This is a genomic window from Burkholderia sp. M6-3 (assembly GCF_050858985.1).
Classification (GTDB): domain Bacteria; phylum Pseudomonadota; class Gammaproteobacteria; order Burkholderiales; family Burkholderiaceae; genus Paraburkholderia; species Paraburkholderia caledonica.
On sequence record NZ_CP110091.1, the window covers coordinates 2,776,233 to 2,799,670 of the forward strand.

19 protein-coding genes and 1 pseudogene are annotated in these 23,438 nt (G+C 59.7%); 12 read left to right on the top strand and 8 right to left on the bottom strand.

Going from position 1 to position 23,438, the window contains the following annotated elements:
- Nucleotides 1–161 precede the first annotated feature (161 nt).
- The 3 genes from OH764_RS30055 to dld all read right to left on the bottom strand — a co-directional run bounded on the left by OH764_RS30055 (nt 162) and on the right by dld (nt 3,962).
- Nucleotides 162–1,154, bottom strand: coding sequence for a carbon-nitrogen hydrolase family protein (locus tag OH764_RS30055; RefSeq protein WP_498849687.1), 993 nt, complete (start codon nt 1,152–1,154; stop codon nt 162–164).
- 72 nt (nt 1,155–1,226) lie between these two features.
- Nucleotides 1,227–1,709 carry a MarR family winged helix-turn-helix transcriptional regulator gene (locus OH764_RS30060; RefSeq protein WP_498849688.1) on the bottom strand — a complete coding sequence of 161 codons (483 nt, stop codon included), beginning with the start codon at nt 1,707–1,709 and terminating at the stop codon, nt 1,227–1,229.
- A gap of 513 nt (nt 1,710–2,222) precedes the next feature.
- Complete coding sequence (gene dld / locus OH764_RS30065; protein ID WP_498849689.1) at nt 2,223–3,962, bottom strand: D-lactate dehydrogenase; 1,740 nt, start codon at nt 3,960–3,962, stop codon at nt 2,223–2,225.
- Nucleotides 3,963–4,116: 154 nt separating this feature from the next.
- On the opposite strand from dld, the gene OH764_RS30070 reads away from it, so the two are divergent.
- Entirely contained in the window at nt 4,117–5,016 is a 900-nt protein-coding gene (locus OH764_RS30070) for a LysR family transcriptional regulator (RefSeq protein WP_498849690.1), read from the top strand.
- Nucleotides 5,017–5,424: 408 nt separating this feature from the next.
- Here the strand turns inward: OH764_RS30070 and OH764_RS30075 are convergent, their stop codons facing one another.
- Nucleotides 5,425–6,384, bottom strand: a complete 960-nt coding sequence (locus tag OH764_RS30075; protein ID WP_498851331.1) for a LysR family transcriptional regulator — start codon at nt 6,382–6,384, stop codon at nt 5,425–5,427.
- Between the two features lie 118 nt (nt 6,385–6,502).
- On the opposite strand from OH764_RS30075, the gene OH764_RS30080 reads away from it, so the two are divergent.
- The 3 genes from OH764_RS30080 (at nt 6,503) to OH764_RS30090 (ending at nt 10,552) form a co-directional block, all read left to right on the top strand.
- Nucleotides 6,503–7,669, top strand: coding sequence for a mandelate racemase/muconate lactonizing enzyme family protein (locus tag OH764_RS30080; protein WP_498849691.1), 1,167 nt, complete (start codon nt 6,503–6,505; stop codon nt 7,667–7,669).
- A 157-nt stretch (nt 7,670–7,826) separates the two neighbouring features.
- A complete protein-coding gene (gene dctA / locus OH764_RS30085; protein WP_498849692.1) occupies nt 7,827–9,185 on the top strand; it encodes a cation:dicarboxylase symporter family transporter in 1,359 nt (452 codons plus the stop codon).
- A 431-nt stretch (nt 9,186–9,616) separates the two neighbouring features.
- Complete coding sequence (locus tag OH764_RS30090; protein ID WP_498849693.1) at nt 9,617–10,552, top strand: type 1 periplasmic-binding domain-containing protein; 936 nt, start codon at nt 9,617–9,619, stop codon at nt 10,550–10,552.
- Nucleotides 10,553–10,639: 87 nt separating this feature from the next.
- Here OH764_RS30090 and OH764_RS30095 read toward each other — a convergent pair.
- Nucleotides 10,640–11,113: pseudogene (locus OH764_RS30095) on the bottom strand (substrate binding domain-containing protein); the annotation flags it as partial.
- Between the two features lie 162 nt (nt 11,114–11,275).
- Between OH764_RS30095 and OH764_RS30100 the strand changes: the two are divergent.
- The 3 genes from OH764_RS30100 to OH764_RS30110 all read left to right on the top strand — a co-directional run bounded on the left by OH764_RS30100 (nt 11,276) and on the right by OH764_RS30110 (nt 13,600).
- Nucleotides 11,276–11,488, top strand: coding sequence for a ParD-like family protein (locus OH764_RS30100; RefSeq protein ID WP_020066756.1), 213 nt, complete (start codon nt 11,276–11,278; stop codon nt 11,486–11,488).
- Nucleotides 11,485–12,252 carry a type I methionyl aminopeptidase gene (map, locus tag OH764_RS30105; protein WP_498849694.1) on the top strand — a complete coding sequence of 256 codons (768 nt, stop codon included), beginning with the start codon at nt 11,485–11,487 and terminating at the stop codon, nt 12,250–12,252. The genes OH764_RS30100 and map overlap by 4 nt, the downstream gene beginning before the upstream one ends.
- Before the next feature lie 178 nt (nt 12,253–12,430).
- Nucleotides 12,431–13,600: a glycosyltransferase family 9 protein gene (locus OH764_RS30110; protein ID WP_498849695.1), complete on the top strand. Its 1,170-nt coding sequence runs from the start codon at nt 12,431–12,433 to the stop codon at nt 13,598–13,600.
- A gap of 63 nt (nt 13,601–13,663) precedes the next feature.
- Here the strand turns inward: OH764_RS30110 and OH764_RS30115 are convergent, their stop codons facing one another.
- Nucleotides 13,664–14,242 (bottom strand): TetR/AcrR family transcriptional regulator, encoded by a 579-nt coding sequence (locus OH764_RS30115; protein ID WP_498849696.1) that lies wholly within the window; start codon nt 14,240–14,242, stop codon nt 13,664–13,666.
- 270 nt (nt 14,243–14,512) lie between these two features.
- On the opposite strand from OH764_RS30115, the gene OH764_RS30120 reads away from it, so the two are divergent.
- Nucleotides 14,513–15,217, top strand: a complete 705-nt coding sequence (locus tag OH764_RS30120) for an SDR family oxidoreductase (RefSeq protein ID WP_498849697.1) — start codon at nt 14,513–14,515, stop codon at nt 15,215–15,217.
- Nucleotides 15,218–15,331: 114 nt separating this feature from the next.
- Here the strand turns inward: OH764_RS30120 and OH764_RS30125 are convergent, their stop codons facing one another.
- Entirely contained in the window at nt 15,332–16,261 is a 930-nt protein-coding gene (locus tag OH764_RS30125; protein WP_498849698.1) for a LysR family transcriptional regulator, read from the bottom strand.
- 126 nt (nt 16,262–16,387) lie between these two features.
- Here OH764_RS30125 and OH764_RS30130 point away from each other — a divergent pair, with 126 nt between their 5' ends.
- Nucleotides 16,388–17,161, top strand: a complete 774-nt coding sequence (locus tag OH764_RS30130) for an SDR family NAD(P)-dependent oxidoreductase (protein WP_498849699.1) — start codon at nt 16,388–16,390, stop codon at nt 17,159–17,161.
- Nucleotides 17,162–17,174: 13 nt separating this feature from the next.
- Nucleotides 17,175–18,158, top strand: coding sequence for an aldo/keto reductase (locus OH764_RS30135; protein WP_498849700.1), 984 nt, complete (start codon nt 17,175–17,177; stop codon nt 18,156–18,158).
- A gap of 152 nt (nt 18,159–18,310) precedes the next feature.
- Here OH764_RS30135 and OH764_RS30140 read toward each other — a convergent pair whose 3' ends face one another.
- A complete protein-coding gene (locus OH764_RS30140) occupies nt 18,311–18,628 on the bottom strand; it encodes a DUF4148 domain-containing protein (protein WP_498849701.1) in 318 nt (105 codons plus the stop codon).
- 347 nt (nt 18,629–18,975) lie between these two features.
- Between OH764_RS30140 and OH764_RS30145 the strand changes: the two genes are divergently transcribed.
- Entirely contained in the window at nt 18,976–22,170 is a 3,195-nt protein-coding gene (locus tag OH764_RS30145) for an efflux RND transporter permease subunit (RefSeq protein WP_498849702.1), read from the top strand.
- 9 nt (nt 22,171–22,179) lie between these two features.
- Nucleotides 22,180–23,427: an efflux RND transporter periplasmic adaptor subunit gene (locus tag OH764_RS30150; protein WP_498849703.1), complete on the top strand. Its 1,248-nt coding sequence runs from the start codon at nt 22,180–22,182 to the stop codon at nt 23,425–23,427.
- Nucleotides 23,428–23,438: the final 11 nt, after the last annotated feature.

Sequence of the window (23,438 nt, forward strand, 5' to 3'; positions counted from 1 at the left end):
TCGCGCGTGAAGTCCGCGACATGCAGCTTGACGAAGTCATACATGCTCGCGGGCTTAAGAATGGGCCGTTCATGGCTCGTATTCGTCGTCATAGCACTTACCTCAGATAACGTTGGAATCTGGCCGACCATCGATAGAACAGTCAGTCAGAATCGTTGCGGTCATGCAACCGGCGTGTGAACGTCATCTGCACTTTTCGTATCGATTGCCACCGGATGCACAGTGCGCTCGTGAACGTGGGCCGTAGGCGTACGGTCGATCATCAAACTCAAGAGTTCGGGGCGGTTGTAGTGGCCGGCGGAATCCATCAGCATCTTGCGGCGGTCGATCAACGTGAAGTCCAGATCGACGATCACTTCGCCTTCACCCGAACGCAGCGGCTCTGCCATCAGAGTGCCGTCTGGCGATACGATGGCGGTGAAACAGCCGCCCGATATCGGACCAATTCCGCAGCCGGTGTCCTTCATGATTTGCGCCTGCTGCGCGGCATCGAGCCACGCCGTTGCGTTGACAACAAATGCGCCGGACTCGAGCGCATGCTGGCGAATGTTGATTTCCATTCGTTGTGCAAAGCCGTCGCCAAACGCGGAACCCGGGTACATCGCCGAATGGATTTGCTCGCCGTCGGCAATCAGCGCGTAACGCGCGAGCGGGTTGTTGTGTTCGAAGCACGCGAGCTGGCCGATACGACCCACAGCACTATCGACGGCGCGCAAGCCTGAGCCGTCCCCCTGGCCCCAAATCATGCGCTCGAAATGCGTCGGCGTAATCTTGCGCCGCCGCTGAATCAGCGTGCCGTCTGCATCGAAGAGCAACTGCGTGTTGTACAGCGTGCCGCCGTCGCGCTCATTGACACCAATCGACACCACCATACCGGCCTTTCGTGCGGCTTCGCCAATTGCGTCGGTTGCAGCGGAGGGCACGGTCACGGCCTGTTCGAGCAGTCGCAAATGTTCGGTGCCTGACAGGAGTTCGATGCCCGACTGCACCGCTGAAAAGTACGGGTAATACGGCACGACCGTTTCGGGAAAGGTGGCGAACTGAACACCCTTCTCACCGAGTTCATGGATCTTCCGCACGACTTTTGCCACGGTACCCTCGCGGCTATAGAGCACGGGACTGATCTGGACCGCGGCGGCTTTGACGACTTTCATGACAGACTCCTTGACTAGAACATTAGAACGGGTTTTGAACGATGTTGCGTATGCAACATTCACAGAACAATTTCACGCAGCACGCAGCGCCAATTCGCGAGCGATATTCATGAAGTCGTCGACGCCCTCGTTTCCGAGAGCATGCGTCGCGTGGCTCTGTGCTGATGACCACGCACTCGCGGCACGCCTGAGCAGTGCGTCGCCTTCGGCGGTGAGCGAAAGCGGACGGCTCCGCCCATCGCCCGCTGGCGCGCCTTCGGTTACCCAGCCCTGAACGATCAGCGGCCGCAGGTTTCTGGTCAGCGTGGACCGGTCGTGACGGCTCCGTCGGCCGAGCTCGGATCGACTGATCGGCGCCCACTCTGCGATCAGCACGAGCAATGAGAATTGCGGCGCCACGATTCCGAACGGCCGCAGCGCGTCGCCATAAATCACGGTCAATACGCGGGATACCTGGCGGGCGCGCGTAACCAAACAATTACTCGCGATATGGCTGCTCAGCGATTGGCTAATAGAGCTGTTCAGTTCATTCGTGGGGTTCGGCTGGTGCTGCATATGCAATACCTCAAATGGTCCTGTGCGGCTGTGCGATGCCTGGCGTGCGATGGACGTATTTGAGCGTATGGATGTATCTCGATCGTGTCGGAAAATCGTCTGTGTGTATGCACATGTAACGCCGTGTCTTCCAGATACGTTGGGATACAAAAACGTGTTTGACGTGGTTTCGTGCGGTTCTTGCACGAATATCGTGGGCTAACCGATCGCTGAGGCGCCACTGCTGGTTGGCGAACTTTGCTGACGGTTTCCGTTGCGGCGCTGATCGTGGTTGATTCTGCTAATGCAGGCGGCCGAGGGGCAAACACCGCTTCAGTTGGAATCGTGTCAACGCGTGTCCGCGCGAGATGTGGATCGTGCCCAAATCTATTGCTTGAAGCGTCCCGGCGGTGCGCATACCGCGTGCATGATGCAATGCTTCTGAAGCCTGAATTGACTAGCTAGCCTCGGTTCAGGTCACCAGAGGACAGAAGTAGGTCGCGGGGAACTCTACCGGCAGGCGATGGACGTCACCTAGACTAAGGTTTCCCGATACTTCGCGAACTTCGACGTCTGTCCAATCCCCGGATTGAAGCAGTTGCAGGGATCGAGCTGCTGATAGAAGGCGGCGAGCTGGGGCTTCGCATGGTATAGATGGCCGACGTTGTGCTCCGCCGGATATTCGGCGCCGCGGCGGTCCAGCAGCTTCCACATCTTATGTTCGACTTCAAGGCAGTCGTTACCCTTCTTGACGATGTAATCCTGGTGGAACACGTGGCAGAGGAAGTGGCCGTAGTACAACTTTATAGCGATGGTTTCTTCGATGTCGGGCGGCAGCGTCTCAATCCAGTCGCGGTCATTGCGTCGCAATGCGACATCCAGCGCGACGATATTCTCCACTTCCTGAGTATGCACCGCGCGATAGCGAACGGCCGCGCCGGCGGCAGCGAAACGATGCAGGAATGCTTTCCTGCCTTCTTCGTCCGTACATTCAAAATAGCCACCGGCCGCATGGTCGAAATAACCTGAAAGGAAGGCACGCGTTTCTTCCACGCTTTCGGCCGACACCTTCAGCATCAAATGATGCTCGTACTTATCACGATATTCTTTCATTCGCGCCGGCAGATGACTCGGGAACAGTCGGCTCGCCGCTTGCATGACACGGTCGGTGAGATGCGAAGGAAGAAAACTGAAACGATCGAACAGCGCGTCGAAACGGCTCTTTAGTCCGAACAGCGCCGGCAGCCGGGAAGTGCCAAGATAGTTGATTGCAAGGAAGGTGTCCTTGCCGTATTCCTCAGCAATGTCGAAAGCGTCGCGATGAAAATATTCGCCGGAAATCGGCAGATGTTTGAAGTCATGCAGCGCGTGACGGCGGATTTCAGTGAGCTCGTCGGGGCGGTTCGTGCCGATATAGAACACCTTTGCATTCTGCTCGATCGGAAACGTGTCGAGCCGTAACGCGAACACCATCACCTTGCCAGCGGAACCTGACGCTTCGTACAAGCGCTGTGGATCGGCGTTGAAACGCGCGGGCGTATCGGCATCGATCTCACGAACATGCGTCGCGTAACCGTGATCGGATCCGGCACCCGCGTTGAGACGAATATCGGCATCGCTGAACTCGCGGCGCTCCAGCCGCCCGAGGATATCCTCGGGCGAGTCGCCGAGTTCGATTCCCAGATGGTTGACGAGGTTAAGTTTTCCCGCTGCATCTACCTGCCCGAACACCGCCATTTCCGTATAAGCCGGGCCGCGCTGCACCAGCGCACCGCCCGAGTTGTTGCACACCCCGCCGAATACCGACGCGCCGATGCAGCTCGAGCCGATCACCGAATGCGGCTCGCGGCCAAGCGGCTTCAATGTCTTCTCCAACTGATCGAGTGTCGCGCCCGGAAGGCAAACGATCTGCTTGCCACCGTCGATCACGTAGACCTTCTTCATGCGGCTCGTGCTGACGATCACAATGTCGCGATCGTAGTCGTTACCGTCCGGCGTCGATCCGCCGGTGAGACCGGTGTTCGATGCCTGCGTGATGACAATCACATTCGCTGCAATGCACGCCTGCAGCACTTTCCATTGTTCGACTATCGTGCCGGGACAAACCACCGCGAGCGCCTTGCCGGCGCCAAACCGGAAGCCGGTGCGATAGCGGCGGGTCGCGCCATCGTCAGTCATGGTGTGCTTGTTGCCCACGATGTTGCGTAGGTCCGCAATCAACGTGGAAGCCTTGCTGTCCTGTCCTTCTGCCGACGGTGCGCGCGTCACTGACATCGAATTCTCCTGGAGAAACGTTGAGTTTGACGCGCATCGACTCCAACTAAGCGGTCGGGTGTGACCTTTGAGCGCATCGGGTTGAACACGAGGTTAAAATCGGGCAACCCATTAGTCCAATATCTCGAAGTCACTTTTTGGAGACGAAAAAGATATGGAATTTCGTCAGTTGCGCTACTTCCTCGCCGTGGCCGAGCATCTGCATTTCACGGATGCCGCGACGCACCTTGGCATCGCCCAGCCGCCCTTAAGCCAGCAGATCCTCAAGCTCGAGCGGGAAATCGGCACGTCCTTGTTCGTCCGGCATCCACGCCGCGTCGAATTGACCGAAGCAGGACGGCTCTTCCGTGAGAGCGCGCGACGCATCGTCGAGGACGCGCAACAGGCTTTCGTCGAAGTACAGAACGCGGGACGTGGAGAAACAGGCCGGCTTTCGCTGGGTTTTGCAGGTTCGACGGTGTTTCATCCGATGGTGGCGACGACGATGCAGCAGTACCGGCATGCGTATGAGCGCGTGTCGATCAGTTGCGAGGAGAGCAACAGTTCGGCGCTGCTGGACAAGGTCTCGGAGCGCCAGCTCGATGCCGCGCTGGTGCGCATGCCGCTGAACTGCAGGGATCTGATCGTCGAGCCGCTGGTCGACGAAAACATGTTGGCGGTGCTACCGGCAAACCATCGCCTGAGCCGACGACGGCGCATCGATCTGGCAGATCTTTCCGGCGATCCGTTCATCCTCTTTCCGCGGCTGATCGGCCCGGATCTGCATGATTCGATCATTGCCGCGTGTCGCGAGGCCGGCTTCGCACCCTCGATCGGCATGGAGTCGCCACAGATCTCGTCGGCGGCGAACCTTGTAGCGGCCGGATTCGGCGTCGCGATGGTTCCGGCATCGATCCGGCAGGTTCAGGTCGAAGGCGTGTCTTATCACGAACTGAAGGGTAGCCCGCTTTCGACAGGCATCGCGCTAGTCCATCGGCAACGCGAAAAATCGCCTACTGTGCTGAATTTTGTACGGATTTTGCGGCTGCAGCGAGGCGCCGCCCGCTCGGCATGATGTTGCGTGAGTTAGCCATGAGGAAGTGGGTCCAGGCGTCGGCTGCCAACACGGACCTGTGATTTTTTAGCCTGGCACTGCCCTGCAGGCTCGAAGATCGCCAGTTGGCCATGGCGTGTCTTGATCCCGTTGCGACCGCGGTCTGTCGCAAACGAACGGCAGCAATAGACCGGGTACCAGCCGTTCTGCGCAACAATATGGACGTCTGCAATTGGCAGACCGCTACCCCACGCGATGGTTTCACTCGACCGAACTCCTCCACTCGCCGCTTTCCATCGTCAGCGTCTCGCAGCGGCAAACTCGAGTCATTCGGGCGTTGATTCGTCGCGGTGTCAAGTCAAACCGACCGGAAGCAACGTTACGAATAATGCGTGTGCGAGCGTTCAAGTCTGCCTTGCTTCCAACTCATCAACCGCGGCTCCGCTTCTTCCGTTCCCGCCGCTCCGCGCCGGTTTCCACCGGAGTGAACGGTGCCTGGAATCGACTCACGAGGAAATCAATGAATGCGCGCGCGCGAGCTGTTTGATTCTTCTGCCTCGGGTAGTAGACGAATAAGTCGGCGGACGGAAGAACCGTGTTAGGCAGCACAAGTTGGAGACGCCCGCTCTGCACATACTTGGCCAAGTCCCATTCAGACCGTATCAATATCCCGTGTCCTTCAAGCGCCCAGCGAAGTACGATGTCCCCGTCGTTACTCGACAAGGCCCCTTTGACCTTGATGGCCTCGGTGTGGTCATTCACGATATAACGCCAGACGCCATAGGCGTCGTTATTCTGGCGGTGGATGATGCAACGATGTTGGGCTAGATCCTCGACGCGCTCTGGTTTGCCGTACTTCTCCAAGTATTTTGGCGAGGCACAAAGGAAGCGGCGATTGCTCATGATCCTTCGCGCGCTCAAGCGAGTGTCGGGGAGCTCGCCGAATCTTATCGCCATGTCGAACGCGCCTTCAACAAGATCGACTGGACGATCGGTGACCTCGAACTGGATTTCGACGCTGGGGAAGCGTTTTGCGAATTCCGAGACCAACGGCGCGATTGTTGTTCGGCCGAAGCCGAGCGTCGCATTGACGCGCACGAGCCCTTGAGGGTCACCTTTCGTTCCCGAGATCGCTTCCTCCATTTCGCGGACCTGTCCGACTATCTGCGTTGCATACCGAAGATATGTTTCGCCTTCAGGCGTGAGACTCACGCTCCGAGTAGTTCGATTGACAAGTCGTACGCCGAGTCGCTGTTCAATGACGCCAAGCCTCTTCGTCGCAGCCGGCGGGGACAGGTCGAGAGCTCGTGCGGCGCCTGACATGCTTCTGAGTTTCGCCAGAAGAATAAAAAACTCGAAATCAGTCGCAGTCTGCGTCTCAGTATTCACTGCAATTGAAAAGTGATGTGAATGAAAGTGTAGTTTAGCAGTCTTTTTCACGGTTAATCTACGTCCCATGTTGCAGCCGATGAGTCGCAACACCTCGTAAAACTCTGGAGACGAAGCCGTGAGAATTGTTGAAATCCGCGAAAAGACCGTTCCGATCAGTTCCCCGATACGCAACGCCTATATTGACTTCAGCAAGATGACGCTGAGTCTGGTCGCAGTCATCACCGACGTGATTCGGGACGGCAAGCCGGTAATCGGCTACGGCTTCAACTCCAACGGCCGGTACGGGCAGGGCAAGCTCATGCGTGAGCGGTTCATCCCTCGCATCCTCGAAGCTGATCCCGCCTCGCTGGTCAACGATGCTGGTGACAACCTCGATCCCCATAAAATCTGGGCGACGATGTTCACCAACGAAAAGCCCGGCGGCCACGGCGAACGCTCTGTCGCAATTGGCACCATCGATATGGCAATCTGGGATGCGGTCTCGAAGATCGAAGGGAAACCGCTGTTTCAGTTGCTGGCGGACCGCTACGGCAACGGCCAACCGGATCGCAAGATTTTCGTGTACGCAGCAGGCGGCTACTACTATCCGGGCCAGGACCACGAGAAGCTGAAAGACGAGATGCGCAGCTATATCGACCGCGGTTACACCGTGGTAAAGAAAAAAATCGGCGGTGCATCGCTCGACGAAGATCTTCGCCGCATTGACTCGATCCTCAGCGTGCTGCAAAACGACCAGAAGCTTGCCGTTGATGCGAACGGTCGCTTCGATCTGGACACCGCAATTCAGTACGCAAAGGCACTCTCTCAATACGATCTCTTCTGGTACGAGGAACCGGGCGATCCGCTCGACTTTGAACTACAAGCCACGCTGCGCAACTACTACGACAAGCCGATGGCGACGGGCGAAGACCTGTTCTCGATGCAGGACGCGCGTAACTTGATCCGCTATGGCGGCATGCGTCCCGACCGCGACTGGCTGCAATTCGACTGCGCGCTGAGCTATGGCCTGGTGGAATACCTGCGCACGTTGGACATGCTGCGTCAGCACGGCTGGTCGCCGAGCCGCTGCATTCCCCACGGCGGTCACCAGATGTCGCTGAACATCGCCGCTGGCCTTGGCTTGGGTGGAAACGAGTCCTATCCGGACCTGTTCCAACCGTACGGCGGCTTCCCCGATGGGGTCAAGGTCGAGAACGGCTATATCACGATGCCGGACCTCCCGGGTATCGGCTTCGAGGGTAAATCGGATCTCATTGCCGAGATGCGCAAGCTGTCGGCATAAACACTCAGCGGTATCAGGGTATCGACGGTCCTCGTCGATGCTACGCCTAGAAAGAGACCAATTCAGGCGCACCTCGGCCGTGCTCACCACAGCGGATTATCCCGCTGTGGGTGCTCGTCCGTACTCTACAAATAGACGCCAGTCATAGGAGACAGACATGCTGGTATCGAAAGTCAGGAAGACGCTCTCGAAGCTCTACGTGCAGGTTCTTATCGGGATCATCGCCGGTATCCTGCTGGGCCACTTTTATCCGGACGTTGGTTCCCAACTCAAGCCCCTCGGTGACTTGTTTATCAAGTTGATCCGAATGCTGCTTGCACCGATCATCTTCGCGTCGGTGGTTGTCGGCATTGCCCGCATGAATGATCTTCATGAAGCGGGCCGCGTCGGCGTTAAGGCGCTGCTTTACTTTGAAGTCGCATCGACGATCGCACTCCTCGTTGGGATGGTCGTCGTGAATGTCTTCAAACCCGGTGTCGGCATGAACGTCGATCCGTCGCACATCGACGGGTCCGCGATCTCGACCTATACGACTGCCGCCAAGCAACATGGCATGCTCGACTTTTTCATGAGCATTGTCCCGAACAGCATCGTTGGCGCGTTCGCCAACGGCGAGATGCTACCGATCATTTTCTTCTCGCTGCTGCTCGCCATTTCTCTCGCCAAGCTAGGACCTCGGACGGCACCGTTTGTAGACATGCTCGATATGTTCCTTCAGGGCATGTTCGGGGTGGTGCGGATCGTCATGTACGTCGCACCTATCGGTGCGTTCGGTGGCATGGCCTTCACCATCGCAAAGTACGGGATCGGCACATTGGCTTCCTTCGGCCAGTTGATGTTGTGCCTCTATCTGACGTCCATCTTCTTTGTGGTTGTGGTCCTCGGACTAGTAATGAGGATGTGCGGATTGTCGCTGTTCAAGTACCTCCGCTACATCAAGGATGAGATCCTGATCACGCTCGGCACGGCGTCCACGGAAGCGGTACTTCCGCAGATGCTGGTCAAGATGGAACGGATGGGTTGCTCGCGACCCGTTGTTGGAATGGTGTTGCCTACCGGATACACCTTCAATGCGGACGGAACGGCGATATATCTCACGATGGCTGCGCTGTTCATCGCTCAGGCGATGAACGTGCATCTGACGATTTGGGATCAGTTGCTTGTGTTGGGCGTGCTTCTTCTCACTTCGAAAGGCTCGGCGGGAGTCGCGGGTGCTGGATTCGTTGCGCTGGCCGCGACGCTCGCGTCGATGCACAAAATTCCGGTCGAAGGTTTGGTCTTGCTTCTCGGTGTCGATCGTTTTCTTAATGAAGCTCGGGCCGTGACGAACCTGATCGGCAATGGTGTTGCAACTGTCGTGGTCGCGCGTTGGGAAGGACAGCTCGACATGAACACTGCGCGTGCGGTGCTGAATCGTACGTACGTTGATGAATTCGAAGAGCTGCAGCCGAACGATCATCCGGCCATCGTATCCGCATCTACGGGCGATGCATCCGTCCGATCGAACGCTCATTGAGCCTCCACAGCAGCACTTTTGCAAATTGGCAGTGGCTTTTGGGCGACTGCCAACTTCTTTTTTAGAGCATTGCCGATATGACCACGAAAAAAATGACAAGAAGATTTTCGCGAAGCCGCGCTCCACTATCATGAGTTCCCGACGCCAGAGAAGACGGCAAGCGCGTACCTCGGCTTCAGAGCAATTGCTGACATTTGAATGACCGCAGCCTCTTGCGCGCAGATGGCTGCTTGTGGCCGAGGCCGTCCGCTGCCCCGTCCCATGAAGTGACGATGGCGGCCCGCCGATCGTCGGCTTATTATTCCGACAGGTCGCTGAAAACTAGTGTGTGAGGCAAAGATTTCGCTTGCCGGGCGAGAATCTCCATAACAGGGAAATGCCTTTCCGCAAGCTTATGCTGTCAGGTCGAGGCCACTTCGAGTGGACACACCATGCTTGGACCTCTGAGATTTTTCGTGCTGCTCTGCTCGTTGGCGGTGATGGTGTCGGCCGCGCACGCGAGCACAATTGGTGTCGTCCTGCCGGGCTCATCGCTTGTCTTCTATCAGACATTGCTTAAGGGAATACAGCAGTCGGCCCATGATCATCATGTAGATCTGCTGATTCGGAGCCCGTCCGACGGTGAGTCGCTCAATACACCGAATATCCAGGTGCGCATTATCGAATACATGGTGAAGCAGGGAGTCTCGGGCGTGGTACTGGCACCAGAACCATTGGCCGGCGACACGCGGGTTTCAGTGCCAGTACCCTTGATCCTCGTGGATCGATATAGCGCCGATTACGACGGAATCTCGACCGTCTACACAGACAATTTCGGCGCAGGCAGGAAGGCGGCGCTCAGCCTGGTACCGCTTCTAAAAAAGGGTGCCAAGGTGGCAATGCTGCGGCTCGCGCCCAACGTAAGTTCGACTGCTGCGAGGGAAAGCGGATTTTTAAGCGTTGCCCGCAAAGAGGGATGGGATGTGGTGATCGATACCTACGTAGGGTATCGACCGCGCGATGCCGAAGTGCTGATCGCCGAGGTGATAAACAGCTACCCTGGCCGCCTCGACGCCGTTTTCGCGCCGGCCGAACCAATTGCTTACGGCGCTCTGCGTGTAATCGAGGCCGCAGCAGGCGGCCAGCGCCCGCGCCTCGTGCTATTCGACTGGCGTCCGGAATTCCTGGAAGGACTCAAAAAAGGAATCGTACATGCCGCCATATTGCAGGACCCTTACCGTATGGGTTACCTCGCCTTGGCGTCCATGGTCGAGGCGCTGCAGGGCCATCCGCCACCCCGCACTCTCTTCGTCGTCGTGGTCACCGTTACGCCACAAAACATGAACGATCCGGCGATCCGGTCGTTGTTGGCGAAGTACGCCAGATAAGCGGCGTGAGCCACGAGCGTCTTCAATACCGCTCCGCGCAATCAGAAAAATGGCAGCCGTGTAGGTGCCGCGCTGAACGCTTCACGGTCATTCCACCAATGCGTTCGCGTATTCACGCATGGCCGCGCTCATGGGCAACACCCGTTCCCTTAGATGAGCATGAAGATATCGGACAGCCGGCGAGAACTGACGACGGTGCGGACAGACCAGGTTCAGCGGCGCTGTTTCCCCGGGTTGGTCAGGCAACAGAACATGTAGTCGGCCGGATATCACATCGTCGTGCACGTCGAGCCATGATTTATAGGCGATGCCGCGACCTTGCACTGCCCAGCGTCTCGCGATTTCCGCATCGTCGCAAAGCAGCATGCCTCTCACCGTGACCTGCCGCCGCACGCCGTCGGACGGAAACGACCAGCGGTCATAGACGCGGCTTGCCAGCACATAGGGCAGGCAATCGTGCAAAACGAGTTCGTCCAGAGAAGCGGGCGAGCCGCGGCGCTTCAGGTACTCCGGCGAAGCCACCAGCACTCTTCGATTTTTCTCGGCGAGTGCCAGCGCAACGTTACGAACACGACTCCATTCGCAAGCGCGAACCGGGCGGCGAATGGCAGACCATCGTGCATGACCCGCGCGTGAGTGACGGCCATCGCGAGCAGCAACACGCTTGCACTGCGAACGGACAAGAGTATATGATTCGTATACGTTTCATATACGGATGGCAAAATGGGCATTGTGAATATTGACGACGACTTGCACGATCAGATACGCAAAGCGAGCCAGGTGTCGTGTCGGTCGATCAACGCGCAAGCGGCGTTCTGGATAAAGATTGGCATGCTGTGCGAAATGAATCCGACGCACAGTTTTAGTGAAATCGTTGCGCGCGAACTGCGAGCAGCAGGCGTGGAGACGCGATCCGTCAGGGTGGCGTCCACGTGACCAAGCGACCAGAAGAAATCGCGTTGCTCGCGGAGTCTGGGAAATTACTCGCGGATGTGTTTGGTCATCTGGACCGGTTGGACATGATCGGCATGTCGACCATGCAGATCAACGATCTGGTCGATAGCCTCATCGTCAACGAACTCAATGCCCGTCCGGCAAGCAAAGGCCAATACGGCTACGCCTACGTACTGAATTCATCGCGCAACAACGTGGTTTGCCACGGCGTTCCGTCGCCGACGGAAATATTGAAAGGCGGCGATATCGTTAATTTCGACATCACGCTGGAAAAGAACGGATACATCGCGGACTCCAGCAAAATGTATCTGCTAGGCGAGGTATCGCCGCTAGCTAAACGGCTCGTGGAAGTCACGTACCAAGCAATGTGGAAAGGCATCAGGGCCGTTCGTCCAGGCGCGCGACTGGGCGATGTCGGGCATGCGATCGAGCGGCACGCACGGCAAAACGGTTATTCGGTCGTAAGGGAATATTGTGGACACGGCATCGGACGCGAAATGCACGAGCCTCCTCAGGTTCTGCATTGGGGAAAGCCGCGAACCGGTCTGGTGCTGCAAGAGGGCATGGTCTTTACCATCGAGCCGATGATCAACCGGGGGCGACATGCGGTCGGGACCGAAGACGATGGCTGGACCGTCGTCACAAACGATGGAAAGCTGTCCGCACAATTCGAGCATACCGTCGCCGTTACCCGAAACGGTGTACGCGTCTTGACGTTGCGCCCAGACGAAAAACCCATGAACTGAAGTCCGCTGGGCTCAACACCGGCGACGCAATGCTGCGAGCTCGCGAACGCGCCATAGCGGCGAGCGCTCACGACGCGCCAGTTTCGTATGGCGGCCCACAGACCGGGCACCTCCTTCCATGCACACTCAGTGCGTCGCTCCGCGCGGCTTGGCACTCACCTCATCTCGTGGATATGCAATGGAATGGAAAAGCCTGCTTACTGAATTCCCGGTCTGGGTGATTGGCCGCTTGACCCCGTCGCGGCATGACCCTCGTCGCAGTACGCCGCGTGAAATTCTTGTCCTTCGACCGAACGATTTTGGTGAGTTGCTGACTGCGACGCCGATCTTCGAGGCGCTCAAAAAACGCTTCCCCGCCACCCGAATCGTTGCCGGCATCGGCAGCTGGGGGCGTCCGATTCTCGAGAACAATCCGTTCATCGATGAAATCGTCGAGATCGATGCACCATGGAACAACAAGATCGTCGAGAACCGCTCGCCCGGTGACGTCGTGCGTTTCCTGCTGAAATCGCCGCGAGTCGCCGCGCTGCGCAAGCGAGGCGGGTTTGACGTCGGAATCGACGTCCTCGGCAGTTACATGGGGGCGCTGCTGATGATGCGCCTCGGTGTGCGATACCGCATCGGCGTGCGCGGTTATCGCGGCGGCCACAGCGGGTGTCACGCTTACATTGACTTTGCGCGCCGCCAATCCGGTCGCGCCGCGCTCGCGCAAGCCGAGTTGCTCGGCGCAACCGACCTTCCCGACGCTCGACCTCAGCTTTTCCTCACGGCAGCCGAACGAGCAAGCGCCAAGAGGATCTGGACAAATGACTCCGCGCAAGCGGGCACGACATGGCGAGTGCTGGTCGGCGTCGGAGCGGGTGTTCCCACGAAGGCGTGGGATCCAAGGCAGTTCGGGGCAGCGCTCTCGCAGATTGCGTCCGCATTGCAACAGTCCGGTGACCGCTGCGAGATTCTTATAGTTGGTAGCGAGGCCGACAAGGCGCGCGCCAACGAAGCGATCGTCGCCGCGGGACCCAATGTCCCGGTGCGTTCGGTCGCGGGCGGGGTGTCGATGCGAACGGTCTTTGCGCTCGCCGAAAATGCGAGTGCCGTCCTGACGAACTCCTCGATGCTGATGCATGTGGCTGCCGCGTTCCACCGGCCGACGGTCGCAGTGCTCGGCGGCAGTATCACGAGGCCGACGGTTCACGATGCAATCTGGGGATACCCGGAACACTATAAGAGCGTCTCACCGGATGTTTACATCGAAGGCCAACCTGAAAAAAACTGGCCGGGCGTCGAGCGGGTTGTGGACGCCGTGCTGAGTGCATTGCGAACGCAGCGCACTTGCGTGAGTACGGTGTAGATTGAGCGGGCTCTGAGGCCGCGAGCGCGAACAATCTTCGGCGGTCCTATCGCACTGCAGCGCTCATGGACCCGTAGGTGGCGTCTCATCGGCAAGCGTGCGGCACCCTGCTTCGAGGATTTCGTCGGCGAAGGCGGGATCGGCATCTGCAATCGCACGCGACAACACGAGCGCCCCGACCATCTGACTGAACGCCGCAATGGCATCCTGGCGGGTTTCTTCCGGCGTCGCGCCTTCCTTGGCGATCATGGCGGCAAACCGGTCGAGATACGCCGCCAGGCCGCGCGCGTACGACACACGCGCAGCGGCGGTCATTCTGGGAGCGTCGCCCACGAAGCCGGACAGCGGGCACCCCGCCTCGATGTTGTCGCGGTGCCGGGTCGACAGATAGCGCGCAGTTTGCTTGACCAGGCTACCGGCGTTCGGCGAATCCGCATAGTCTTGCATCGCCTTTTCCATCACCGCGGCGACCAGCGCGTCCTTCGACTTGAAGTGGTTGTAAAAGCCACCCTGCGTAAAACCGGCTTCTTTCATCAACTCCGCGAGCCCCACGGCGTCGACGCCGCGAATGCGGAACAGCCGCTCGGCGGCCGCGACAATCGCGCTCCGGTTTTCGGCGGCCTGTTGCCGAGACACACCCATCGCTCTCTCCCTTATCCCGACAATCGCATCGATTAACAAACACAATGTCGATCACCATTGACATAGCCGATCCACGTCGACACAATGCATCTAAAGACGATGTCGATCGACATTGACATAAGTCTAGCGGAGTTTCGGGCGCGATGGGAAGCCAAGCCGACGGCACGGTTCACACGGCAACACATTCCGAAATAAGCAAGGAAGTTTTTGATCAAGTTCCCATGCGCCCGGCGAGCCGGCGCCTGCGATTAACCCTATGAAGGATTCGTCATGAAAATCGAAGGTTCGGTTATTTTCGTAACGGGCGCGAACCGCGGCCTTGGTCTCGAGTTTGCGAAACAGGCACTCGAGAGAGGGGCGCGCAAGGTCTATGCGGGCGCGCGCGATCCGGCCAGTGTGACGCTGCCGGGCGTCGTGCCGGTGAAACTGGACGTGACCGATCCAGCGGCTGTCGCCGCTGCCGCCGAGGCGGCGGGTGACGTCACGCTGCTGATCAACAATGCGGGCATAGCACGGCTTGGCAGCCTGACCGACGACGGCGCGATCGACGCGTTGCGCGATCACTTCGAAACCAACGTATTCGGCATGCTGGCGATGTCGCGGGCGTTTGCGGGCAACCTCGCCCGCAACGGCGGTGGCGCGATTCTCAACGTGCTGTCGGTCGCGAGCTGGGTGAACCGGCCGATTCTCTCTGGTTACGGCGTGTCGAAGTCGGCCGCGTGGGCGCTGACCAACGGCCTGCGCCATTCGTTGCGCGAGCAGCATACGCAAGTCGTCGGGCTTCACGCCGGCTTCATCGATACGGATTTGACGCGCGGGCTGGAAGTGCCGAAGGCGACGCCGGCCGACGTCGTGCGTCAGGCATACGACGCAATTGAAGCCGGCGCGGAGGAAGTATCCACCGACGAGTTCACGCGAGAGGTGAAAGCCGCACTGTCCTCCGGCGTCTATCTCAACGAGCCGGTTGCTCACTAACGGCATCGGAACGCTCGTCCGTCGCATGCGAAAGCGTGCGACGGACAGCATGACGAACATCCACGTCAAATGACTCTTTGTGGTAACGGCAGCAATTAGCGGCGCCAGTCCGGCTCACTCACGCGACCTTGAAATCTTCGCGAGTGACTGCTGTTTCCGGATGATATTGATCAAGCTAAGCAACGCTGGGTGGTTGTATCGACGACCACTGTAGTACATGTGAAGTGGATCCTCAGCGCACGCATGGTCTTCGAGCACAACCTTCAGGGTACGCCGCGCCAGCTCATCGGCGATTCGAGCCTCGAGTAGATACGCTATGCCCATTCCTGCCTTGCATGCGCTAATCGTGGTCGCGGTGTCGTTGATCGTGATCGACCCGGGCACTCGGATCGGGGTTGTTTTACCTGCAACGCCGACCTCCCAACGGTAGCTCGAATTGTCACCGAGCAAAAGCTGAAGGCAGTTGTGCTCGGCCAGTTCGCTGACGTGACGAGGAGTGCCGTGTTTCTTCAGATAGGCGGGCGACGCGGCCATCACCCATCGCTGCGGGCCGGTAAGCGGCACTGCAATCATGTCTTCGGGAACATGATGACCGTAGCGAATCCCGGCGTCGTATCCTTCTGCAACGATGTCGATCGGCCGGTTATCGACCACCACCGTAAGCTGCACATCGGGGCACAGGCGTGCGAATTCCGGCAATGCCGGTGCGACCAGCAGGTGGGCGGCATCCGCGAAAACATTCAGACGTAAAGAGCCGAGTCGCGCGGTACCTGGCGCTTCAAAACTCTCGAGAGCCGAACCGATCTGGTTGAAGCCTTCTTCCAGCCGGGAAGCGAGATCGAGCCCCGCCTCCGTGGGCGAAACCGCCCTGCTCGTCCGGTTAAGCAGCTTTGCGCCGAGGCGGTCTTCCAGCCGCCGCATCGCGTGACTGACTGCCGACGGGGTCTGCCCAAGTTCTATCGCAGCCAGCCGGAAACTCCGGCACCTGACGATCGCAAGAAACAGCCTTAAGTCCGCAAAATCGATCCGGTCGTTCTTTGCCATGATGAATGCCGTTCATCGTTCCAGTGAATCCCTTTCATTCTACGGTATGTAATCATTTTCTTCGACGAGAACCCGGAGCGCTGCGGCGTATGCCCCGCTCATGTTTATCCATTCGGAGGAAATTCCATGCATGGACTTGAGCACATACAGATCGGCGATGTGAAGGATACGAGAGTTCTCGTCACGGGCGGGTCGACTGGAATCGGAGCGGCTGTTGTTCGCGCATTTGCCGCACAGGGCGCGCACGTGGTCGCGCATTTCAACGAGAGCGAAGCGGCTGCGCAAGCGCTGCGTGCGGAATCGCCGGAGCGCATTCATCTTGTCCAGGGCGACGTCAGCGAGCCGGGCGAAGCATCGCGGGTCGTGAAGGAAGCGGCGCAACTGCTAGGCGGACTCGATGGGCTCATCAATAACGCCGGCGCCATGTTGGGACGGCTGGCATCTATAAGCGCCTCGGACAGCCACTTCGAACGCGTCGTCAACCTGAACGCAAGATCGGTTTGGGAAGCGACCTCGGCTGCCCATCCGTTTCTCAAGGAATCCGGTGGTTACGTCATCAATACGTCGTCCGTTGCTGCACGCACGGGCGGCGGCGCGGGAGCGGTTCTTTACGCCGCGTCAAAAAGCTTTGTCAGCAGTTTGACCCGTGGCCACGCAAAGGAATTCGTAAACGACGGAATCCGGGTCAACGCAGTAGCGCCCGGACTCATACAGACGCCGTTCCACGACAAATACACGCCGCCGGAAATCTGGGCGTCGCAGACTGCCACGGTGCCGATGGGCAGAGAAGGCCTGCCGGAGGAGTGCGTCGGCGCGTTCCTGTTCCTCGCGTCTCCCGCAATGTCGGGATACATCACGGGGCAGATCATCGAGGTTAACGGCGGACAACTCATGCCATGAACGGAGAATCAAGATGAAACAACGGAAGTTCGGACACGCAGAAAAGAGCGTCTCTGAAATCGGGTTTGGCGCGTGGGCCATCGGAGGTTCATGGGGCGACGTCGCCGAGAGCGATGCAAAAGCGGCCCTGCATGCAGCGCTCGATAGCGGTACAACCTTCATTGACACCGCCGACGTTTACGGCGACGGCCGCTCGGAGCGGATCATCGCGGACGTCCTCAAGGAACGCTCAGGGCCGCGGCCATTCGTTGCAACCAAGGCTGGGCGGCGACTGGACCCTCACGTGGCGCAAGGCTACACCGCAGCGAATCTAAATGCTTTTGTCGACCGGTCCTTGAAGAACCTGGAGATGGAGCGGCTTGATCTTGTACAGCTTCATTGTCCACCGACCGAGGTCTATTACCGGCCAGAGGTTTTCGATGCGATGGACCGCATGGTCGCAGCGGGAAAGATCAGCAGCTACGGTGTGTCGGTCGAGAAAGTCGAAGAAGGTCTGAAAGCGATCGAATATCCGGGCGTGAAGTCGGTACAGATCATCTACAACATTTTCAGGCAAAGGCCAGCCCGCTTTATTCAGGAAGCTCGTGACCGAGGAGTCGCCGTCATTGTCCGGGTGCCTCTTGCGTCGGGCCTGCTCACCGGAAAAATGACGCGCGAGACGACGTTTGCGGCCAATGACCATCGCCTTTTCAATCGTAACGGCGAGGCCTTCGACAAGGGCGAAACCTTTGCCGGCGTTCCTTATGACGTCGCTCTGGAAGCCGTCGACGAAATCCGCTCACTCGTCCCGCAAAACGCCACGATGGCGCAGTTTGCGCTTCGCTGGATCCTCATGAACGATGGAGTGACGACTGTCATCCCAGGGGCAAAGAACGCAGCGCAAGCCAAAGCAAACGCTGAGGCGAGCGAACTGCCGCCCCTGACAGATTCGGCCATGGAGGTCCTACGCGCGCTATATCTGCAAAAGATCGCGCCGTTTGTCCATCAGCAGTGGTAAAGCCTCGTTAAGAAGCCATCGAACATTGCTTTCCGGCCACCGGCCGGAAGCACCGGCAACCAGCGAAAACCAGCGACAACCCGGGCGGCCCGCATCGCGAGGAACGCATTCATTGCCCGCCCGGCGGTTGCACATGACACCGCAAACGCGGCTCAATGTCCGAAGTAGATCCTCCCGGGACCGTTCACCGATGCCGGCGCGCCTGCTTGCGACGAGCCGTTCATCGACACTCCCCCTACCGACGTCTTATACGTAGCAGTCTGTGCGGCGGACACCTTCGCCTTGGCGGCCTGAATGTCCGCGGGGTATTGCGCGTCCGATGCGACCGGACGATATCCGGCCATTTCAAACTGCACGAGATCGGCACGCACTTCGGCACGCGTCACCGGCTGATCGACGGTTTGCGCGAAAGAAAGCGCGGGCGCGGCCAGTGCGCAGGAAACGAGAACAACGTTGAGCAGTGCTTTCATGATCATTCACCTGTCTGTGAGTTGTGGCCACATTCACGATGAGCGCGGCCCGGATTCCCTCCGCTGCGATTCGTGAAGGGTTGAACGGATTGTGGGCATTGAGCACTGACCCAATGCTGACCAGCGCATTACAAGCTTGTCATCTTCGAGCGCGCTCGGCGCCCCTTGCTTTCTGCCGTCGCCCGCCCGTCTTTGCACCCCATGCAGATAACAGACTTGTAATGACGCCGTCACTTACAAGTCAGTGACGGATCGGCACACTGCGACGTCATCAGCCCGCCGCATTGCACCGCTTGGACGCACCGCGGCACGGGCCATCTCTCTAGCCCATCGTCCAAGGAAATGTCATGTGGATAGTCCGACTGGCCCTGCGGCGGCCCTATACCTTTATCGTGCTGGCCGTGCTGCTGTTCATACTCGGCCCGCTTGCGATCATGCGCACGCCGACCGATATCTTTCCGAACATCGACATTCCCGTGGTCAGCATTGTCTGGTCGTACAACGGCTTTTCCGCCGAAGACATGGCGCACCGGATCACGTCGAATTACGAGCGTGCGCTCACGACGGACGTCGACGACATCGAGCACATCGAGTCGCAGTCGCTGAACGGCGTCTCAGTCGTGAAGATCTTCTTTCACCCCGGCGCCGACATCAACCGCGCAATCGCCGAAGCCGCATCGAACTCCGCGTCGATCTTGCGAGTCCTGCCGCCGGGCACGTTGCCGCCGAACATCATCACGTATAACGCATCGACGGTGCCCGTCCTGCAACTGGGCCTGTCGAGCGACACGTTGCCCGAACAGACGCTCTACGATCTCGGCAACAGTTTTATCCGCACGCAGTTAGCCACCGTGCAGGGCGCGGCGGTGCCGCTGCCGTTCGGCGGCAAGATCCGCCAGATCATGGTCGAGCTCGATCCAAAGGCGCTGCAGGCGAAAGGACTCGCACCGATCGACGTCGTCAACGCAGTCAATGCGCAAAACCTGATTCTGCCGGGCGGCACCGCGAAAATCGGCTCGCGTGAATACAACGTCGAGATGAACGGCAGCACGAAGAGCGTCGCTGCGCTCAACGACCTGCCGATCAAGACGGTGCAAGGCGGTGTGGTGTACGTTCGCGACGTCGCGCATGTGATCGACGGTTATGCGCCGCAGACCAACATCGTGCGCAGCGACGGCAAGCGCGCTGCACTGCTGCAAGTCGAGAAGACCGGCAGCGCGTCGACGCTGACGATCATCCAGCAGGTCAAGGACATGCTGCCGAAAATCGCTGCCGGTTTGCCGAAAGCGCTGCACATCACCCCGTTATCGGATCAGTCCGTGTTTGTGAAGTCGGCCATTTCGGGCGTGGTTCGCGAAGCGCTGATCGCCGCATGCCTGACGGCCGCGATGATTCTGCTGTTTCTCGGCAGCTGGCGCGCAACGCTGATCATCGCAGTGACAATCCCGCTCGCCGTGCTGACATCGCTGATTGCACTTGCAGCGCTCGGGCAGACCATCAACATCATGACGCTTGGCGGCCTTGCGCTCGCCGTCGGTATTCTGGTCGACGACGCAACGGTGGCGATTGAAAACATCACGCACCATCTGGAAAAGGGCGAGCCGTTGCATGACGCGATCCTGAACGGCTCAGGCGAGATCGCAGTGCCGACGTTCGTCTCGACGATGTCGATTTGCATTGTGTTCGTACCGATGTTCCTGCTGTCCGGCGTCGCGCGTTATCTGTTCGTTCCGCTTGCAGAAGCGGTCGTGTTCGCCATGTGCGCGTCTTACTTTTTCTCGCGCACGCTGATCCCGACGCTTGCAATGTATCTGATGCGCGCGCCGTCCAAAGAAGGCCACCATGCGCAGGGACGCTTCGCTGCAGTGGCCCGTTTCCAGGCGCGGTTTGAACGGCATTTCGAAGCGTCGCGCAGCGGCTATCGTTCGATGCTGGGACGCGCGATCGCGGGACGCCGCCGTTTCGTGCCGGTCTATGTCGCGCTGTGTCTCGCGTCGCTGGCCCTCGTCCCGTTCGCCGGCCGCGACTTCTTTCCCTCCGTCGATACCGGTCAGATCCGGCTGCATCTGCGCGCACCGACGGGCACCCGCATCGAGGAAACAGCGCGCATCACCGATCAGGTCGAAGCGAAGATTCGCAGCGTGATCCCGAAGTCGGAGCAGGCGGCCGTGCTCGATAACATCGGTGTGCCGGTCAGCGGCATCAATCTGACCTACGACTCGTCCGATCCGGTCGGCCCCGAAGACGCCGATATCCTGGTGACCCTGCAGCCGAAGCACAAACCCACCGCGCAATATGTCGCGCAACTGCGCAACGTGCTCGCCACGTCGTTCCCCGGTGTGACTTTCGCGTTCCTGCCCGCCGACATCGTCAGCCAGATCCTGAACTTCGGCCTGCCCGCTCCTATCGACGTGCAGATCGTGGGCAATCAGCTCGACAAGAACCGCGTGGTGGCCGACCGGTTGCTTGCGCAGTTGCGCGGTGTGCGCGGTCTCGTCGACGCACGCATCCAGCAGCCCGGCGACGCGCCGACCATCGACGTGAACGTCGACCGGACGAAGGCTATACAGGCGGGCCTCACGCAGCGTGACGTCGCGCAGAACATGTTGATCGCGCTCTCGGGCAGCTCGCAGACTACGCCGAACTTCTGGCTCGATCCGAAGAACGGCGTCAGCTATCCGCTGCTTGCCGAGGTGCCGCAGTACGACATCGACTCGCTGCAGACGCTCTCGAACATTCCGTTGACCACGAATCAGGCCACCGTCGCGCCACAGAACCAGCTCGGCACGCTCGGCACGTTGGATCGCAGCTCACAACAGGCGGTGGTCTCGCACTACAACGTGCAGCCAGTGCTCGACATATTCGCGGCGACGCAGGGACGCGATCTGGGCGGCGTCGCCGCCGACGTATCCAGGATCGTCGACGCGGCGCGCGCGCAGTTGCCGCCCGGTTCGTCGATCGTGATGCGCGGCCAGGTGCAGTCGATGAACGAGTCGTTCGCTGGTCTCGGCGCCGGGCTCGTGTTCGCAATCGCGCTCGTCTATCTGCTGATGGTCGTGAACTTCCAGTCGTGGCTGGACCCGCTGATCATCATCAGCGGCTTGCCGGCATCGCTCGCGGGCATCGCATGGATGCTGTTCGCGACGCATACCACGCTGAGCGTGCCGGCTCTCACCGGAACGATCTTGTGCATCGGCATTGCAACGGCAAACAGCATTCTCGTGATCAACACGGCGTGCGAGTCGTTGCAGACCGGCATGGAGCCGCTCGCCGCCGCGCTCGATGCGGGCTTCAACCGCTTCAGGCCCGTGCTGATGACCGCGCTCGCCATGCTTATCGGCATGCTGCCGATGGCCCTCGGCCTCGGCGACGGCGGCGAACAGAACGCCCCGCTCGGCCGCGCGGTGATTGGCGGCCTGGCATTCGGCACGCTCTCGACGCTGATGTTCGTACCCGTCGTGTTCGGGGCGGTACATGCGTGGCTCGCGCCGCGCCGCGCGGCTCGCGCTGCCGCCGTGCCGATGAATACTCAAGCTCGATAAGGAAAAGCCATGACTCAGTCCCACCTTCCGCAGGACCGCGATGGCACGGCATCGACGGAGCTTGCCGTACCCGCTCCCAGCGACACCGGCGCGCAACCCGCGAAGCGCCGCGCGCTCCTGCTGCCCGGCGCGCTGCTGGCGATTGCAGCGGCCTTGCTCGCCATCGGAATCTTGCCGCGTCTGCATGCGAGCACCGAACTCTCGCAACAGGTCGCAGCACAGCGCGAAACCATCGTCGATGCTGTGCGGCCGAAACCGGCGCCGGCCTCGCAGGAACTGTTGTTGCCCGGCTCCGTGATGCCGTATGCCGACGCGTCGATCTATGCGCGCACGAGCGGCTATGTTCGGCATTGGTACGCGGACATCGGCACGAAAGTCCGAGCCGGACAAACGCTTGCCGACATCGAAACGCCGGAGTTGGACGCCCAGTTGCAACAGGCACGCGCCGACGTGGCCACCGCAAAGGCGAACTACGCGTTCGCGGACAGCACCGCGCGGCGCTGGCAGACGATGTTGCAAACGCAATCGGTGTCGCAGCAGGACGCCGATTCAAAGACGAGCGACAGCGCCGCGAAACTCGCCGCGCTCGCGTCGGCGCAGGCGAACGTCGCGCGGTTGAGCGAGCTCGTGTCTTACGAGAAAGTGACCGCGCCGTTTGACGGCGTCGTCACCGTGCGCAACGTCGATGTCGGAGCGCTCGTCACCTCAGGAGGTTCGCCCGGTCTTGCAAGTGCGCCGGGAGAGCTTTTCCACGTCGAGCAGACGGACCGCTTGCGCGTCTACGTGAACGTGCCGCAGGACGACGCCGGCAGCGTCACCGCAGGCACACAGGTCTATCTGACGACCCAGCAGTATCCGGGCCGCTCCTTTGCGGCGACCGTCGCGCGCAGCGCCGAGGCAATCGATTCTGTCAGCCGGACACTGCGCGTTGAGATCGACGTCGACAATCGCGACGGCGCGTTGTTGCCCGGCGCGTATGCGCAGGTTCATCTGGCGTTGCGCACGCAGCAGCCCGCGCTCGAACTTCCGGTGAGCGCATTGCTATTCAGACCCGATGGCGTCACGGTTGCGGTGATCGGACAGGATGGTCGCGCGCATCTACGCAAGGTGACCATCGGCCGGGACTTCGGCACCTACGTTGAAATCGCGACCGGTGTCACGTCGACGGATCAGGTCATCGACAATCCGGGCGATGCGCTCGCAGACGGCCAGCCGGTGCGCGTCGCCGCGCCTGCGGCTGCGGCACGGCACGGTTAAGCGATCCAGGA

What these genes read in the sequence shown, in the direction of transcription:
- dctA (WP_498849692.1), top strand. Translation starts at nt 7,827, where the DNA reads ATGCTGGTATCGAAAGTCAGGAAGACGCTCTCGAAGCTCTACGTGCAG.
- OH764_RS30120 (WP_498849697.1), top strand. Translation starts at nt 14,513, where the DNA reads ATGAAAATCGAAGGTTCGGTTATTTTCGTAACGGGCGCGAACCGCGGC.
- OH764_RS30145 (WP_498849702.1), top strand. Translation starts at nt 18,976, where the DNA reads ATGTGGATAGTCCGACTGGCCCTGCGGCGGCCCTATACCTTTATCGTG.
- OH764_RS30135 (WP_498849700.1), top strand. Translation starts at nt 17,175, where the DNA reads ATGAAACAACGGAAGTTCGGACACGCAGAAAAGAGCGTCTCTGAAATC.
- OH764_RS30055 (WP_498849687.1), bottom strand. Translation starts at nt 1,154, where the DNA reads ATGAAAGTCGTCAAAGCCGCCGCGGTCCAGATCAGTCCCGTGCTCTAT.
- OH764_RS30090 (WP_498849693.1), top strand. Translation starts at nt 9,617, where the DNA reads ATGCTTGGACCTCTGAGATTTTTCGTGCTGCTCTGCTCGTTGGCGGTG.
- OH764_RS30100 (WP_020066756.1), top strand. Translation starts at nt 11,276, where the DNA reads ATGGGCATTGTGAATATTGACGACGACTTGCACGATCAGATACGCAAA.
- OH764_RS30115 (WP_498849696.1), bottom strand. Translation starts at nt 14,242, where the DNA reads ATGGGTGTGTCTCGGCAACAGGCCGCCGAAAACCGGAGCGCGATTGTC.
- OH764_RS30070 (WP_498849690.1), top strand. Translation starts at nt 4,117, where the DNA reads ATGGAATTTCGTCAGTTGCGCTACTTCCTCGCCGTGGCCGAGCATCTG.
- dld (WP_498849689.1), bottom strand. Translation starts at nt 3,962, where the DNA reads ATGTCAGTGACGCGCGCACCGTCGGCAGAAGGACAGGACAGCAAGGCT.
- OH764_RS30060 (WP_498849688.1), bottom strand. Translation starts at nt 1,709, where the DNA reads ATGCAGCACCAGCCGAACCCCACGAATGAACTGAACAGCTCTATTAGC.
- OH764_RS30130 (WP_498849699.1), top strand. Translation starts at nt 16,388, where the DNA reads ATGCATGGACTTGAGCACATACAGATCGGCGATGTGAAGGATACGAGA.
- OH764_RS30110 (WP_498849695.1), top strand. Translation starts at nt 12,431, where the DNA reads ATGGAATGGAAAAGCCTGCTTACTGAATTCCCGGTCTGGGTGATTGGC.
- OH764_RS30125 (WP_498849698.1), bottom strand. Translation starts at nt 16,261, where the DNA reads ATGGCAAAGAACGACCGGATCGATTTTGCGGACTTAAGGCTGTTTCTT.
- OH764_RS30150 (WP_498849703.1), top strand. Translation starts at nt 22,180, where the DNA reads ATGACTCAGTCCCACCTTCCGCAGGACCGCGATGGCACGGCATCGACG.
- OH764_RS30140 (WP_498849701.1), bottom strand. Translation starts at nt 18,628, where the DNA reads ATGAAAGCACTGCTCAACGTTGTTCTCGTTTCCTGCGCACTGGCCGCG.